Here is a 15426-nt window from a genome sequence, read left to right as displayed (position 1 = left end):
CGGCCGGGAAGGTCAGGTCGCGGCGCGGGAGCAGTCGCCGCAGGTGCCGAACACCTCGACGGTGTGGGTGATGTTGACGAACCCGTGCTCGGCGGCGATGGCCTCCGCCCACTTCTCCACGGCCGGGCCCTCCACCTCGATGGTGTGCCCGCACGAGCGGCACACCAGGTGGTGGTGGTGCTCCTCGGACCGGCAGGCGCGGTAGACGGCCTCGCCCTCGGCGGTGCGGAGCACGTCCACCTCGCCGGAGTCGCTGAGCGCCTGGAGCGCCCGGTAGACGGTGGTGAGGCCGATCTTCGAGCCGTCCGCCCTCAGGTCGGCGTAGATGTCCTGGGCGCTGCGGAATCCCTCGCAGGAGGCCAGCGCCTCGCGTACCGCGTTCCGGCGGGTCGTTGTCATCCCCGTACCACCTCCGCCTCGGCTTCCACTCGCGCGGGAGCGGCGGGCGAGACGACCGTGCGCCTGCGCCGCAGCACCGCGCCCCCGATCACCGCGATCACGAACAACGCCAGCGCCAGCAGCACGATCGAGGGTCCGGGCGGCAGGTCGTACTGGAACGACCCGGCGAGCCCGGACACCGCCGACAGTACACCGATCGCCATCGCCAGCAGCATCGTGGCGCGGAATCCCCTGGTGAGCTGCTGCGCGGCCGCCACCGGGACGATCATCAGCCCGCTGACCAGCAGCAGCCCGATCGCGCGCATCGAGATCACCACCGTGACCGCGGCCGTGGCGGCGACCAGCACGCTGAGGAACCGGGTGGGCAGGCCCGCCGCCCTGGCCAGTTGCTCGTCCTGGCAGAGCAGGAACAGCTCCCGGCCGAACAGCGCCACCACGCCCAGCACCGCCGCCGCCAGGCCCGCCACCACGTACAGGTCCGTCGCCGACACGCTGCTGATCGAGCCGAACAGGTAGGACTGGAGGCTCGCGCCGCCGCCCTGGGCGTTGGTGAGGATCACGCCGCCCGCCAGCCCGCCGTAGAACAGCAGGGCCAGCGCCACGTCCGCGCCGCTGCGGCTGCGCTCCCGCAGCACCTCGATCGCGACCGCGCCCAGCACCGACACCACCAGCGCGACCAGGACCGGCGAGGACCCGGTCAGCAGCCCGAGCCCGATCCCGGTCAGCGCGATGTGCCCGATGCCGTCGCCCAGCAGCGACAGCCCGCGCTGGACGATGAACGTGCCGATCGCCGGCGCGGCCAGCCCGATCAGCACCGCCATCGCCAGCGCGATCCGCATGAAGTCGTACTGGAGCATGTCGGCCATCACGCGACGCTCCCCGCCGTGGCGCGGCCCGTCTCGCGGGCGACACGGCCGTGGTCCAGGACGACGGTACGGGTGATCAGCGGCTCGATCGGGCCCAGCTCGTGCGCCACCAGCACCACGGTCCGGCCCTCGGCGGCCAGCTCGCGCAGCGTGTCCGCCAGGGCCGCCTGGCTGGCCGCGTCCACCCCGGCCATGGGCTCGTCCATCACGTACACGTCGGGCTCGCCCGCGAGGGCGCGTGCGATCAGCGCCCGCTGCTGCTGCCCGCCCGACAGCTGGTGGACGGAGTCGCGGGCGCGGCCCGTGAGCCCGACCATCTCCAGGGCGCGGTCCACCGCGGCCCGGTCGGCGGCCGAGGACGGGCGCCAGCGCGACTGCCGGGCGACCCGGCCGGACGCCACGACCTCGCGGACGGTGGCGGGCACCCCGCCCCCGACGCGCAGCCGCTGCGGGACGTACCCGATCCGCTGCCAGCCGTGGAACCGCGCCGGCGGGACGCCGAAGATCTCGGTACGGCCAGCCGCCAGGGGCAGCAACCCCAGCAGCGCCTTGACCAGGGTGGACTTGCCGGCGCCGTTGGGGCCGAGCACGGCCAGCAGGTCACCGGGCGCGACCACCAGGTCGATGCCGCGCAGCACGTCGCGGCCGTCGAGACGGACTTCGCCGCCGCTCATCGCGAAGGGCGGCCCGTCGGGGCGCAGATCGGGCAGAAAGGGCTTCATGAGCATCCAAGTGCGGGCTTCAGGGTGGCGAGATTCTTGCGCATGATCGAGAGGTAGTCGGCGGAGGAGCCGGGCGCGACGCCCTCGACCGGGTCGAGCACCGCGGTCCGCACCCCGGCCGAGCGGGCGAGCGCCTCGGCGACCCGCGGGCTGACCAGCGTCTCGGTGAAGATCGTGGTGGCCTTGGCCGCCTTGACCTGGTGGGTCAGCTCGGCCAGCCGCCGCGGCGAGGGCTCGGCGGCCGGATCGACCCCGGCGATGGAGACCTGCCGCAGGCCGTACCGGTCGGCGAGGTACCCGAACGCGGCGTGCGCGGTCACGATCGTCTTCTGCGTACAGGACGCCAGGCCGGTCCGGAACTCCTCGTCCAGCCGGTTCAGCTCGGCGGCGGTCGCGGCGGCGCGGGACCGGTAGCCCGCGGCGTGCGGCGGGTCGGCGGCGGCGAGCCGGTCGCCCAGCGCGGTGGCCACGGTGGCCAGGCGGCTGGGGTCGAGCCAGATGTGCGGGTCGAAGGTGGGCTCCTCGTCCGCGTGGCCCTCCTCGCCGTGCCCGTGCTCCTCCTCCTCGCCGGTCGGCGGCGGCAGGGTCTTGACCACGGTCGCGGCGTCCAGGGACTTGTCCTTGGCGTGCTCGGCGACGGCGTCGTCCACGGCGGGCTGCACGCCTCTCACGTAGACGGCGAAGTCGGCCTTGCCGATGTCGGCGACCTGGCGGGGGGTGAGTTCGAGGTCGTGCGGCTCGATGCCCGGCTTGGTGAGGGTCCGGACGGAGCCGTCCGGACCGGCGACCTTACCGGCCACCCAGGCCATCGGATAGAACGAGGCGACGATCTCGGATCGTCCGCCGCCCCCTCCGGACGTGCCGGAGCCGCCGCAGGCGGCCGTCCCGCCCAGGACGGCGAGCCCGGTGAGGGCCAGCCCGGCGACGCGGACGGAGCCGCGCGGGGCGCGGGGGGACCCGAGGGGACCACGAGGGACGCGAATGGTGAGCACCCCCCAAGTGTGGCCAAAATGAAAACCGTTGTCAAAATCAGGCGGTAGCGGGACGAGTCGCCTAGAGCAGATGGCTCACGGCGAACGCCGCCAGGACGACCATCGCCGCCAGCCGCAGCGCCCGTCCCCGCACGTCCAGCGCCGGCCAGTTGAGGTAGGCGAACCAGGCCAGCACGGCCAGCAGGACCAGCAGCCCGGACGCGCCCACCCAGCCGGTCCCGGCCATGCCGGCCACCAGCAGCCCGCAGATCACCACCAGCAGGAGCCAGCGCGGCAGCCCGCCCAGGAACACCAGCGGCGCGGCGCTCCGGCGCTCGATCGCGCCGCGCAGCCCCTCGTGCCGCGTCTGCCCTTGCCTCTCCCGGCCGCGGGGGCGGCCCGCCCCGCCTGGTACGTTCGCGCGTCCCTTCACGGGCCCCAACGTAGCCGCCGTCCGCTCGAGGATGGTGCCGGTGCCAGGATGGAGACGTGATCGCGATAACCCGCTACCGGGTTCCCGGGCCCGAGGCCGCCGGCTTCGCCGAGCGGATGACCGCCGTGCTGGACGCGCTCGCCGCCAGCCCCGGCTACCGGTCGGGACGGCTGGCCCGCACCGTCGACGACCCCGGCCTGTGGGCTCTGGTGACCGAATGGGAGGGCGCGGGCTTCTACCGCCGCGCCCTGGGCGGCCACGAGGTGCGGCCGGCGTTCGTCCCGCTCGCCGCCATGGCCGTCGACGAGCCCGGCGCCTACGAGATCGTCGTCTCCCGCCCCGAGGAGGGCGGCGACACCGCCGGTCGTTCCGCCGGTCAACGGTCGTCAAAGAAGCTCTGAGGCGGGTTTTCGCTCTCCGGTCACCGGTGATCAACTCTCTCGTCATGATCACGTAGGGGAGAGCTGTGATGCGCCATGGGCCGGTACTCGGGGGAATCCTCGGAATCGTGGCGGTCTCGCCGTTCCTCACCGGTCCCGCGGCGACCTCCGCGCGGTCCGCGGGAGACGCGACCGCCACGCTGACCGCCGCCGCGGGGGCGCCGCGGACGGTCACCTACCGCGGGCTGCGGATCCCCGTCCCGGACGGCTGGCGGGTCCACCGCCTCGACCGTGACCCGGAACGCTGCGTCCGGTACGACCGGCGCGCGATCTACCTCGGCTCGCCCGGCTCCCAGGCCGACTGCCCCGCCCATCTCGTGGGCGCGGAGGACGTCCTGCACGTCACCCCGGCCGCGTCCCGGGGCACGGAGAGGCGGCGGGGCGCCGCGAGGGCCGCGGCCAGGCTGGCGCGCCATACCGTACGCCCGGCGGTGGACCACCAGACACGGCTGACCGTCCCGGAGGCCGGAGTCACGATCAACGGCCGGTACGGGGAGAGTCCCGAGGACCTCCAGCGCCTCATCCGTTCCACCAGCGTCGAGTACCCGCCGCCGCCTGCGGACGACATCGAGAGCTACCTCCCGGGCTGGAGCGACGAAGAGGGCGACCCTGGCTGGTACCCCTCAGAGCAGTACGGGGGTTACCAGGAGCGGCCCTGGGTCAAGGGCAAGGGCTTCGACACCTGCGCCGCCCCGTCCCTGGACGCGATGCGGGCCTGGCGTCCCTCGTTCAAGGTCAGCAACATCTACATCGGCGGCGCCGCCCGTGCCTGCGCCCAGCCCAACCTGACCCGTTCCTGGGTGACCTCCGTACGCGGCATGGGATACCGGCTCATCCCGACCTATGTCGGCCCGCAGGCGCCCTGCGCTCGGTACAAGCCGAGGTTCACTGGGCGGTCCGCCGCCCGGCAGGGCCGCGAGGCCGCGGTGGACGCCGTGCGCAAGGCCAAAGCCCTCGGCATACCTCGGGGGAAGCCCATCTACTACGACATGGAGTACTACTGGTCCGCCGGCACCTCGTGCCGTAGGGCCGTCATGACCTTCCTCCACAACTGGACCGTGAAGCTCAAGGCCCTCCGGTACGTGCCCGGCGTCTACGGCAGCGTGAGCTCGGTCGTACGCGACCTGGCCAAGGCCAAGGGGATCCGCCGCCCCACCGCGCTGTGGTTCGCGCATTGGGACGGGAAGACGGCCTTGTACGGCCACCCGATGATCCCGGATGATCTGTGGCGCCCGCACCGCCGTATCAAGCAGTACAGGGGCGGCCACAAGGAGACGCACGGCGGTGTCACGATCAACATCGACAGCAACCAGGTGGACGGCCGCGTCTACTGACCGGCCGTCCGGCCGGGGCGGCGCGGCCACCCCGCCGTGCCGCCGCGTCCCGTACGGGCGCCCCCGCAGGTGCTCTAAGCTGGGGATCGCTCATGGAGCGCGCGGGGTGACGGCGCTCCGCGGCAGCATGACACCGGGGATCACACGCACCGCGGCCCGCCGCTCCTCGCGACCCGCGTGGCCGGGCGTACGGATACATCCCGCCGACCGCCAGTTGGATGGAGAATGCTCATGGCACGCCGTTCCGACGTGTTGGACACGATCGTCAACCTCGCCAAACGCCGGGGCCTCGTCTACCCGTCGAGTGAGATCTACGGCGGGCTGCGCGCCTCCTGGGACTACGGGCCGCTGGGCGTGGAGCTGAAGAACAACGTCAAGCGCCAGTGGTGGAAGTCGATGGTGCAGGGCCGCGAGGACATCGTCGGGCTGGACTCGTCGGTGATCCTGGCCCGCGAGGTGTGGGAGGCCAGCGGCCACGTCCAGGCGTTCGTCGACCCGCTGACCGAGTGCCAGTCCTGCCACAAGCGCTTCCGGGCCGACCACCTGGAGGAGGCGTACGCCGAGAAGCACGGGAAGCAGCCCCAGGGCGGCCTGGCCGACATCACCTGCCCCAACTGCGGGGTCAAGGGCTCCTTCACCGAGCCGCGGATGTTCAACGGGCTGCTCAAGACCTACCTGGGCCCGGTCGAGGACGAGTCCGGCCTGGCCTACCTGCGTCCCGAGACCGCCCAGGGCATCTTCATCAACTACCTCAACGTGCAGCAGTCGGCGCGCCGCAAGGTGCCGTTCGGCATCGGGCAGATCGGCAAGTCCTTCCGCAACGAGATCACGCCCGGCAACTTCATCTTCAGGACCCGCGAGTTCGAGCAGATGGAGATGGAGTTCTTCGTCCGCCCCGGCTCGGACGAGGAGTGGCACCAGTACTGGATCGACGAGCGGATGCGCTGGTACACCGACCTGGGCATCAGCAAGGACAACCTGCGGCTCTACGAACACCCGCAGGAGAAGCTGTCGCACTACTCCAAGCGGACGGTCGACATCGAGTACCGGTTCGACTTCGTCGGCTCGGAGTGGGGCGAGCTGGAGGGTATCGCCAACCGCGCCGACTACGACCTGACCACGCACTCCAAGGCGTCCGGCGCCGACCTGTCGTTCTTCGACCAGGAGGCGGGGGAGCGGTTCGTCCCGTACGTGATCGAGCCCGCGGCCGGCGTGGACCGCTGCACGCTGACGTTCCTGCTGGACGCCTACGCCGAGGACGAGGCGCCCAACGCCAAGGGCAAGATGGAGAAGCGCACGGTGATGCGTCTCGACCGGCGGCTCGCCCCGGTCAAGGTCGCGGTGCTGCCGCTGTCGCGCAACGCCGACCTGTCGCCGAAGGCCCGCGACCTGGCCGCCGCCCTGCGCCGCAACTGGAACGTGGAGTTCGACGACGCGGGCGCCATCGGCCGCCGCTACCGCCGCCAGGACGAGATCGGCACCCCGTTCTGCGTCACCGTGGACTTCGACTCCCTGGAGGACGACGCGGTGACCGTCAGGGAGCGCGACACCATGAGCCAGGAGCGCATCGCGATCGCGCAGGTGGAGTCCTTTCTCGCCGCCCAGCTCATCGGCTGCTAGGCCCCGTCGGCCCGAGGGCCGTCCCCTCCCGCACGGTGAGGGGACGGCCCTCGCGCGTTCACGCGGCCCGGACGTCCGCGGTCAGGCCAGGGGCGACGGGCGGCTCTCCTCCTGCTCGGCCCTGATGACCTGCATGACCGCGTTGATCAGGGCCAGGTGGGTGAACGCCTGCGGGAAGTTGCCGAGCTGGCGCCCGGTGTGCGGGTCGATCTCCTCGGCGTACAGCTGGAGCGCGCTGGCGTACGACAGCAGCTTCTCGCACAGGGCCCGCGCCCGCTCCACCTCGCCGATCATGACCAGCGTGCTGACCAGCCAGAACGAGCAGATGGTGAAGCTGCCCTCGTCGGAGTGGAAGCCGTCGTCGGTCTCGGCGGGCCGGTAGCGCAGCACCAGGTCGTCCTCGGACAGCTCGTCGGCGATGGCCAGCACCGTCTCCCTGACCCGCTTGTCGTCGGGCGGCAGGAAGCCCAACAACGGGATCAGCAGCGCGGAGGCGTCCAGCGCGGTGGCGCCGTAGTGGGCGACGAACACCCCGCGCTCGTCCAGGGCGTTGGCCAGCACGTCGGCGTGGATCTCGTCGGCGGCCTCCTGCCAGCGCTGGGCGCGTTCGCGGTCGCCGCGGATGCGGGCCAGCCGCGCGCCGCGGTCCGCGGCCACCCAGCAGAAGACCTTGGACGAGGTGAAGTGCTGCGGCTCGCCGCGCACCTCCCACATGCCGCAGTCGGGGGTGCGCCAGTTGGCCAGCGCGTCCTCGACCTGCTTGACCACGATCTTCCAGAGCCGGTCGTCCAGCCGGTCCCGCTTGCGCACGAACAGGTAGATCGAGCCGATGATCGCGCCCCACACGTCGTGCTGGGCCTGCATGTACGCCTCGTTGCCGATGCGCACGGGACGGGCGTCGTTGTAGCCGCTGAGATGGTCCAGGGTGGACTCGGGAAGCTCCGCGCGGCCGTCCAGCCCGTACATGATCTGAAGGCGGCCCTCGGCGGCCTCGGCCACGTCGGTGATGAAGTAGAAGAAGTCGTTGGCCTCCCAGTCGTACCCGAGGGTGTAAAAGGCCCACAGCGCCATCGTGGAGTCGCGGATCCACGTGTAGCGGTAGTCCCAGTTGCGGTCGCCGCCGGGGCACTCCGGCAGGGACGTGGTCGCCGCCGCGGCCACCGCGCCCGTGGGCGCGTAGGTGAGGCCCTTCAGGGTGAGCGCGCTGCGCTGGAGGTGGCCGCGCCAGGGATGGTCGGGGAAGCGGCCACGGTCGAGCCAGTGCTGCCAGTGGTGGACGGTCCACACGAGGCGCTCGCGGGCCTCGTCGTAGGTCTGCGGCGGCTTGTGCTCACTCCAGGACAAGGCGACGTACCGCGCCTCCCCTTGCTTGAGGAGGGTGCGGGCGGTCGCCAGAGAGCCCTCGAAGCCCACGTTCATGTCGGTGGTCAGGCGCAGGTTGATCCCGTTGCCCTCGGCGACGGCCTCGTGGTAGCCCGCGCCGGTGTGCGTCCAGGGCGCGGGGGTCCGGCCGTAGTCGAACATCGGCATGCAGTCGAGCCGCACCTGGACCTGGCCGTTGACGCACCGGACCATCCGCAGCAGGACGTGGTCGGCGTCGTAGTCGGTCGGGGCCCGCCGGTGGGTGTGGGACCGTTCCGTCTCGTGGTGCCAGGGCCCCATGAGCAGGGCGTCGGTCACCACCAGCCAGCCGCCGTGCACCCACCACGTGGTCTCCATGACCATCGTGCCGGGGATGTACCGTTGTGCCGCGGGGACCTCCACGCCGGCCGGGCCGACCCGGAAGTAGCCGGCGTCGCGGTCGAGGATGGAGCCGAACACGCTCGGCGAGTCCATCTTGGGCAGGCACATCCACTCGATGTTGCCGCTGGGGGCGACCAGCGCGGTCGTCTCGCAGTCGGACAGGAACCCGAAATCGGCGATCGGAGCGAACGGTTCCCCCGCCCGGCCACCGGCGACCATCGGCCTCACGGCCTCACCTCCTCTTTCCCTTTCCATCTTTCCCTCTCGATCCCCATGGGCACGCCAGGGACCCCTGGCACTGTGCCCGGTATGTCGCTGTCGGCCGTAGTGGAGTAGACCAGTTGGAATAGACCAGTTCAGCCATCTGACCTGCGCGAACGGCCATCGGCGCCGGGGGCGCCGAACGAAGCTCGGCGACGCGGGTACAGTCCCGCCATCAGGGCCTCGGGCTCCCTCACCCGGGAGGGCCCGGCGGCCTTGAACCCGTCCTTTCCGGGCGGTGCCGGAACGTGAGGGAGGACCCCGTGCCCAAGTTCGTGTTCGACTTCACCGAAGGAAACAAGGATCTCAAGGACCTGCTGGGGGGCAAGGGCGCGAACCTCGCCGAGATGACCAACCTCGGCCTCCCGGTGCCCCCCGGGTTCACGATCACCACCGAGGCGTGCCGGCACTACCTGGAGCACGGGACCCTGCCCGAGGGCCTCACGGACGAGATCGGCGCGCACCTGTCCGCGCTGGAGTCGGCGATGGGCAGGCGCCTCGGCGACCCCGGCGACCCGCTGCTGGTCAGCGTGCGGTCCGGGGCCAGGTTCAGCATGCCGGGCATGATGGAGACCGTCCTGAACGTCGGCCTCAACGACGACTCCGTCCAGGGCCTGGCGGCGCGGTCCGGGGACGAGCGGTTCGCCTGGGACTCCTACCGGCGGCTCATCCAGATGTTCGGCAAGACCGTCCTGGGCGTGGAGGGCGACCCCTTCGAGGACGCCATCGAGGACGCCAAGCGGGCCAAGGGCGTCGAGGACGACTCCGACCTGGACGCCGCCGACCTGCGGGCGCTGGTCGGCACGTTCAAGGACATCGTCCGCGAGCGGGCGGGCCGCGGCTTCCCCACCGACCCGCGCGAGCAGCTCGACCTGGCGATCAGGGCGGTGTTCGACTCCTGGAACGCGCCGCGCGCCGTCCTGTACCGGCGCCAGGAGCGGATCCCGGTCGACCTGGGCACCGCCGTGAACGTGTGCTCCATGGTCTTCGGCAACATGGGCCTGGACTCGGGGACGGGCGTGGCCTTCACCCGTGACCCCGCCAGCGGCGAGCAGGGGATCTACGGCGACTACCTGCAGAACGCGCAGGGCGAGGACGTGGTCGCCGGCATCCGCAACACCGTCCCGCTGGCCGAGCTGGAACGGATCGACGCGGCCTCCTACCACCGGCTCCTGGAGATCATGGAGACGCTGGAGAACCACTACCGCGACATGTGCGACATCGAGTTCACGATCGAGCGCGGCAAGCTGTGGATGCTCCAGACCCGGGTCGGCAAGCGCACCGCCGCCGCGGCGTTCCGGATCGCCTGCCAGCTCCTCGACCAGGGCCTGATCGACCTGGACGAGGCCACCGAGCGGGTCACCGGCGACCAGCTCGCCCAGCTCATGTTCCCCCGGTTCGACGAGGCCGCGCTGAAGGACGCCCGGCGGCTGACCAAGGGCATGAACGCCTCTCCGGGCGCCGCCGTCGGCGTCGCGGTGTTCTCGTCCGGCGCCGCCGAGGAGGCCGCCGCCCGGGGCGAGGACGTGATCCTGGTCCGCCGCGAGACCAACCCCGACGACCTGCCCGGGATGGTCGCCGCCAAGGGCGTGCTGACCTCCCGCGGCGGCAAGACCTCCCACGCCGCCGTCGTCGCCCGCGGCATGGGGAAGACCTGCGTGTGCGGCGCCGAGGAGCTGGAGGTGGACGTCAGGGAGCGGCGCTTCACCGCCCCGGGCGGCGTGGTGGTGACCGAGGGCGACGTGATCTCCATCGACGGCAGCAGCGGCGAGGTCTACCTCGGCGAGGTGCCGGTCGAGGACTCCCCGGTCGTGCGGTACTTCGAGGGACGGCTCGGGGACGGTGAGGGCGGCGACCTGATCACCGCCGTGGACCGGATCATGAAGCACGCCGACTCCCGGGCCAGGCTCACGGTGCGCGCCAACGCCGACAACGCCGAGGACTCCGCCAGGGCCCGCAGGTTCGGCGCCACGGGCATCGGGCTGTGCCGCACCGAGCACATGTTCCTCGGCGACCGGCGGCAGCTCGTGGAGAAGCTGATCCTGGCCGGGACCGAGGAGGAGCGCACCGCCGCGCTGGACGCCCTGGAGCCCCTCCAGCGGGCCGACTTCGAGGAGATCCTCGCGGCCATGGACGGGCTGCCGGTGACGATCCGGCTGATCGACCCCCCGTTGCACGAGTTCCTCCCCGACCTGACCGACCTCTCGGTCAGGGTCGCCCTGGCCGGTGACGGCGCCGACCCGCAGGACCGGAGGCTGCTGGAGGCCGTCCGGCGCCTGCACGAGCAGAACCCTATGCTCGGACTGCGCGGCGTGCGGCTCGGTTTGGCGATTCCGGGTCTGTTCGCGATGCAGGTGCGGGCGATCGCCGAGGCCGCGGCGCGGCGCAGGAAGGCCGGCGGCGACCCGCGCCCGGAGATCATGATCCCGCTGGTGGGGGCCGTCCAGGAGCTGGAGGCCATCCGCGAGGAGGCCCGCGGCGTGCTCGACCAGGTCGCCCGCTCCACCGGCGAGGACGTGCCGGTGCTGATCGGCACCATGATCGAGCTGCCCAGGTCGGCGCTGACCGCCGGGCGGATCGCCGAGGCCGCCGAGTTCTTCTCCTTCGGCACCAACGACCTCACCCAGACCACCTGGGGCTTCTCCCGGGACGACGTGGAGGCGTCGTTCTTCTCCCGCTACCTGGAGCTGGGGATCTTCGGCGCGTCGCCGTTCGAGACCCTGGACGTGGAGGGCGTGGGGCGGCTGGTGCGGATCGCCGTGGAGGAGGGGCGGCGCACCCGCCCCGATCTGCACCTGGGCATCTGCGGCGAGCACGGTGGCGACCCCGACTCGGTGCACTTCTGCCACGAGGTCGGCCTGGACTACGTCTCCTGCTCCCCGTTCAGGATCCCGGTGGCCCGGCTGGAGGCCGGACGCGCCGCGATCCTGGCGGGGCGCGGGTAGGCCCCGGGAAGGGGAGCGGACCGCGGGGTACCGGAATGTGACTCGAAACGGTCTCGTGGCGGAGAACCCGCCGCCCTCCACGGGGCATCTCAATTAACGTGTCGAACGCGATGACGTTGGAATTCGAGGCGCCGGAGCCGGGCCGCGGCGCGCGTCCGGCGGGCGGCTCCGAAGCGGGCGGGACCTCGGCGGACAAGACCAGGGAAGAGCGACTGCCCGGCCGCCCGAGCGTGTTCGCCGGCGACGGCGCGGGCGACGGTCACAGCGGCGACGACGACGGGGGCTCCGGCGGGCGGCCCGATGGCGGCAGGAGGCGCCGCCCGCGCTGGGTGTCGATCACCTGGCTGGTCGTCCTCGGCCTGGTCGCCTTCGCCGTCCTCACCCCGCTCACCGTGGCGTGGCGGGTGTGGTACCAGGCGCGGCAGGACGAGACCCCGCGCTCGGACGCGATCATCGTGCTCGGCGCCGCCCAGTACAACGGGCGTCCCTCGCCCACCCTCCAGTGGCGCCTCCAGCACGCCCTGGACCTCTACCGGGAGGGCAAGGCCAAGGCGATCGTCACCGTGGGCGGCAAGCGGGAGGGCGACGCCTTCACCGAGGCCGAGGCGGGCAAGCGCTGGCTGGTGCGGCGCGGCGGCGTCCCGGAGAGCCGGGTGGTCGCGGTGCCGGTCGGCAACGACACGCTGGAGAGCATGCGGGCGGTCGGCCGCGAGTACGACCGGCTCGGCTGGAAGACCGGGATCATCGTCACCGACCCCTGGCACGGCCTGCGGTCCAAGCGGATGGCGAGCGACAGCGGGATCAAGGCGGCCGCCTCGCCGACCCGCAGCGGCCCCAGCGTCCAGACCCGCGAGACGCAGTTCCACTACATCGTCCGGGAGACCGGCGGCTACCTGTCGTACGTGCTGTTCGGCAAGAGCGTCAGGCCGCCCAGCGAGACGATCAAGACGGTTCCGTCCAGCACCGGCGGCCCCTGATCGCGTCGCCGCCGCCCGCCGCCCGGCGCGAATCCGGATGCGCCGCCTACGCTGGTGGATGATGACGGGGATGACGGGTTATTCGGAACGGGACCAGGAACGGTGGGCTCCCGAGGCGCCCAAGCGCCGCGACCGCACCGCGTTCGAGCGCGACCGCGCGCGGGTGCTGCACAGCGCCGCGCTGCGCCGGCTGGCCGCCAAGACGCAGGTCGCCTCGCCGGGCTCGGACGCGCCCGGCAGCGTGCAGAGCCTGCGCACCCGGCTCACCCACTCGCTCGAATGCGCCCAGGTGGGACGGGAGCTGGGCAAGTCGCTGGGCTGCGACCCCGACCTGGTGGAGACGGCCTGCCTGGCGCACGACATCGGGCATCCCCCGTTCGGGCACAACGGCGAGGTCGCCCTGGACGCCATCGCGCAGAGCTGTGGCGGCTTCGAGGGCAACGCGCAGAGCCTGCGGGTGCTGACCCGGCTGGAGCCCAAGTCGTTCGCCCCCGCGGGCCCGCCGCTGTACGGGCGTAGCGTCGGCCTCAACCTCACCCGCGCGGCCATCGACGCCGTGATGAAGTACCCATGGGCCAAGGACTGCTCCCAGGTCCCCTCTCCCCGCGCGGGCGGGGGTGGACCGTTCGGTGTGTACCAGGACGACCTGGACGTCGCCCAGTGGGCCCGGGAGGGCGTCCCCGAGAACAAGGTGTGCTTCGAGGCCCAGGTGATGGACTGGAGCGACGACGTCGCCTACTCCGTCCACGACCTGGAGGACGCCCTGGTCGCGGGGCACGTCGACTTCGACCACCTGGCCGACCCCGGGGAGCGGAGGCTGGTCGCGCAGACCGCGATCAAGCTGTACTGCGACGACGCCACGCTGCCCGAGCTGGAGGAGCGCTTCGCGGCCCTGCTGGCCGAGCCGTTCTGGCCGGACCACTACGACGGCACCCCGCGCACCCTGGCCGCGCTGAAGAACCTCACCAGCACGCTGATCGGCCGGTTCTGCCTGGCCGCCGAGGACGCCACCCGCGCGGTGTACGGCGACCGCCCGCTCACCAGGTACGCCGCCGACCTGATCGTCCCGCGCGCCCAGCGGCTGGAGTGCGCGCTGCTCAAGGGCATCACCGCCCACTACGTCTGGATCAGCCACGAGGAGGTCCGGGCCCGCCAGCGCGAGCTGATCCTGGAACTGGCGGAGCTGATGCGCGCGGGCGCCCCCGCCACGCTCGACCCGGCCTTCCGCGCCGCCTACATCGAGGCCCCGGACGAGGCCGCCCGCCTGCGCGCGATCGTCGACCAGATCGCGTCGCTGACCGACACCTCGGCCATCGACCGCCACGCCCTGCTGCGCGGCCGCGTCTGATCCGCGGGGTCCCGCCGCGGCGCTTGGTTCGGGACCCTTGTCTCGGGTTAGGACGCCGCTGTAGGGATAAGCAAAGACCCGCGGGCTTCGGGAGGTCGCCATGGTCCAGGAGACACCGTCCCAGCAGACACCGTCCGGGGAGACCTTCGTCATCGTCGGTGCGAGCCTGGCGGGGGCGAAGGCCGCCGAGGCGTTGCGGGAGGAGGGGTTCGGCGGCCGGATCGTCCTCATCGGGGAGGAGGACGAGCGGCCGTACGAGCGGCCGCCGCTGTCGAAGGACTACCTGCTGGGCAGGCAGGAGCGGGACAAGGCCCACGTGCACGAGGCCGGCTGGTACGAACGGAACGGGATCGAGCTGCGGCTCGGCGTCCGCGCCACCGCGATCGACCGGATCGGGCACCGGGTGGACCTGGACGACGGGGACCGCCTGTCCTACGACAAGCTGCTGCTGACCACCGGCGCGTCCCCGCGCAGGCTGACGGTGCCCGGCTCGGAGCTCCAGGGGATCCACTACCTGCGCTCGATGGAGGACTCGGCGCGGCTGCGGGAGCTGCTGGAGCCGGGCGGACGGCGGATCGTGGTGGCCGGTGCCGGATGGATCGGCCTGGAGACGGCCGCGGCGGCCCGCGCCTACAACAACGAGGTGACGGTGATCGAGCCGGATCCGACGCCGCTGCACTCCTCGCTGGGCCCCGAGGTGGGCGGGCTGTTCGCCGACCTGCACCGGGCGCACGGCGTGAACCTGCGGCTCGACCAGGGGGTGGCGGGGTTCTGGGGCGCGGGACAGGTGTCCGCGGTGGTGACGTCGGGCGGCGCGGAGATCCCCGCCGACGTGGTGATCGTGGGGATCGGAGTCCGGCCCAACACCGAGCTGGCCGAGGCGGCGGGCCTGGAGGTGTCCGACGGCGTGCTGGTGGACCAGTCGCTGCGCACGTCCGACCCGGACGTCTTCGCGGCCGGCGACGTGGCCAGCGCCTACCACCCGCTGCTGGGCAAGCGGATCCGGGTGGAGCACTGGGCGAACGCGCTCAACGGGGGACCGGCGGCGGCCCGGTCGATGCTGGGGCAGGCCGTCAGCTACGAGCGGCTTCCCTACTTCTTTACCGACCAGTATGAGCTGGGCATGGAGCTGTCGGGGCTGCCGACCCCGGGGGAGTACGACGACGTGGTGTTCCGCGGCGAGCCCGAGAGCGGCGAGTACCTGGCGTTCTGGCTGTCCGGCGGGCGGGTCGCGGCGGGGATGAACGTGAACGTGTGGGACGTGACCTCCGACATCCAGGCGTTGATCAAGGCGGGCGAACGGGTGGACGCGGCGCGGCTGGCCGACCCGAAGGTGCCGCTGGCCGATCTGGTCCACTGATCCGCGC

The 15426-nt window shown here is 72.2% G+C and carries 13 protein-coding genes; 7 read left to right on the top strand and 6 right to left on the bottom strand.

Annotated features, from left to right (window positions below; all coding sequences use genetic code 11):
* Window positions 1-12: 12 nt before the first annotated feature.
* From QSK21_RS08600 to QSK21_RS08580, 5 genes are all read right to left on the bottom strand, one after another.
* On the bottom strand, window positions 13-399 hold the full coding sequence (locus tag QSK21_RS08600) for a Fur family transcriptional regulator (protein WP_285694844.1): 387 nt from the start codon (window positions 397-399) through the stop codon (window positions 13-15).
* The gene (locus QSK21_RS08595; RefSeq protein WP_285694843.1) at window positions 396-1265 is read right to left on the bottom strand and encodes a metal ABC transporter permease; all 870 of its coding nucleotides are present in this window, start codon (window positions 1263-1265) and stop codon (window positions 396-398) included. The genes QSK21_RS08600 and QSK21_RS08595 overlap by 4 nt, the downstream gene beginning before the upstream one ends.
* The gene (locus QSK21_RS08590) at window positions 1265-1987 is read right to left on the bottom strand and encodes a metal ABC transporter ATP-binding protein (RefSeq protein WP_502871528.1); all 723 of its coding nucleotides are present in this window, start codon (window positions 1985-1987) and stop codon (window positions 1265-1267) included. The genes QSK21_RS08595 and QSK21_RS08590 overlap by 1 nt, the downstream gene beginning before the upstream one ends.
* Complete coding sequence (locus QSK21_RS08585) at window positions 1984-2979, bottom strand: metal ABC transporter substrate-binding protein (protein ID WP_285694841.1); 996 nt, start codon at window positions 2977-2979, stop codon at window positions 1984-1986. Before QSK21_RS08585 ends, QSK21_RS08590 begins: the two co-directional genes overlap by 4 nt.
* A gap of 61 nt (window positions 2980-3040) precedes the next feature.
* A complete protein-coding gene (locus QSK21_RS08580; protein ID WP_285694840.1) occupies window positions 3041-3391 on the bottom strand; it encodes a DUF6703 family protein in 351 nt (116 codons plus the stop codon).
* Between the two features lie 56 nt (window positions 3392-3447).
* Between QSK21_RS08580 and QSK21_RS08575 the strand changes: the two genes are divergently transcribed.
* The 3 genes from QSK21_RS08575 (at window position 3448) to QSK21_RS08565 (ending at window position 6785) form a co-directional block, all read left to right on the top strand.
* On the top strand, window positions 3448-3792 hold the full coding sequence (locus QSK21_RS08575) for an antibiotic biosynthesis monooxygenase family protein (RefSeq protein WP_285694837.1): 345 nt from the start codon (window positions 3448-3450) through the stop codon (window positions 3790-3792).
* A gap of 107 nt (window positions 3793-3899) precedes the next feature.
* On the top strand, window positions 3900-5165 hold the full coding sequence (locus tag QSK21_RS08570; protein ID WP_285694836.1) for a DUF1906 domain-containing protein: 1266 nt from the start codon (window positions 3900-3902) through the stop codon (window positions 5163-5165).
* A gap of 231 nt (window positions 5166-5396) precedes the next feature.
* Window positions 5397-6785 (top strand): glycine--tRNA ligase, encoded by a 1389-nt coding sequence (locus tag QSK21_RS08565; protein WP_285694835.1) that lies wholly within the window; start codon window positions 5397-5399, stop codon window positions 6783-6785.
* Between the two features lie 81 nt (window positions 6786-6866).
* Here QSK21_RS08565 and QSK21_RS08560 read toward each other — a convergent pair whose 3' ends face one another.
* Complete coding sequence (locus QSK21_RS08560; RefSeq protein WP_285695086.1) at window positions 6867-8747, bottom strand: glycoside hydrolase family 15 protein; 1881 nt, start codon at window positions 8745-8747, stop codon at window positions 6867-6869.
* Between the two features lie 305 nt (window positions 8748-9052).
* On the opposite strand from QSK21_RS08560, the gene ppdK reads away from it, so the two are divergent.
* The 4 genes from ppdK (at window position 9053) to QSK21_RS08540 (ending at window position 15419) form a co-directional block, all read left to right on the top strand.
* Window positions 9053-11734, top strand: a complete 2682-nt coding sequence (gene ppdK / locus QSK21_RS08555) for a pyruvate, phosphate dikinase (RefSeq protein ID WP_285694834.1) — start codon at window positions 9053-9055, stop codon at window positions 11732-11734.
* Between the two features lie 110 nt (window positions 11735-11844).
* On the top strand, window positions 11845-12711 hold the full coding sequence (locus QSK21_RS08550) for a YdcF family protein (protein WP_285694833.1): 867 nt from the start codon (window positions 11845-11847) through the stop codon (window positions 12709-12711).
* Between the two features lie 70 nt (window positions 12712-12781).
* Entirely contained in the window at window positions 12782-14059 is a 1278-nt protein-coding gene (locus QSK21_RS08545; RefSeq protein ID WP_285694832.1) for a deoxyguanosinetriphosphate triphosphohydrolase, read from the top strand.
* 100 nt (window positions 14060-14159) lie between these two features.
* Window positions 14160-15419, top strand: coding sequence for an NAD(P)/FAD-dependent oxidoreductase (locus QSK21_RS08540; RefSeq protein WP_285694831.1), 1260 nt, complete (start codon window positions 14160-14162; stop codon window positions 15417-15419).
* The last annotated feature ends 7 nt before the right edge of the window (window positions 15420-15426 follow it).

The organism is Actinomadura sp. NBRC 104412 (assembly GCF_030269515.1).
In the GTDB taxonomy this organism is placed as follows: domain Bacteria; phylum Actinomycetota; class Actinomycetes; order Streptosporangiales; family Streptosporangiaceae; genus Spirillospora.
This window is presented reverse-complemented; position numbering and strand designations above follow the sequence as displayed.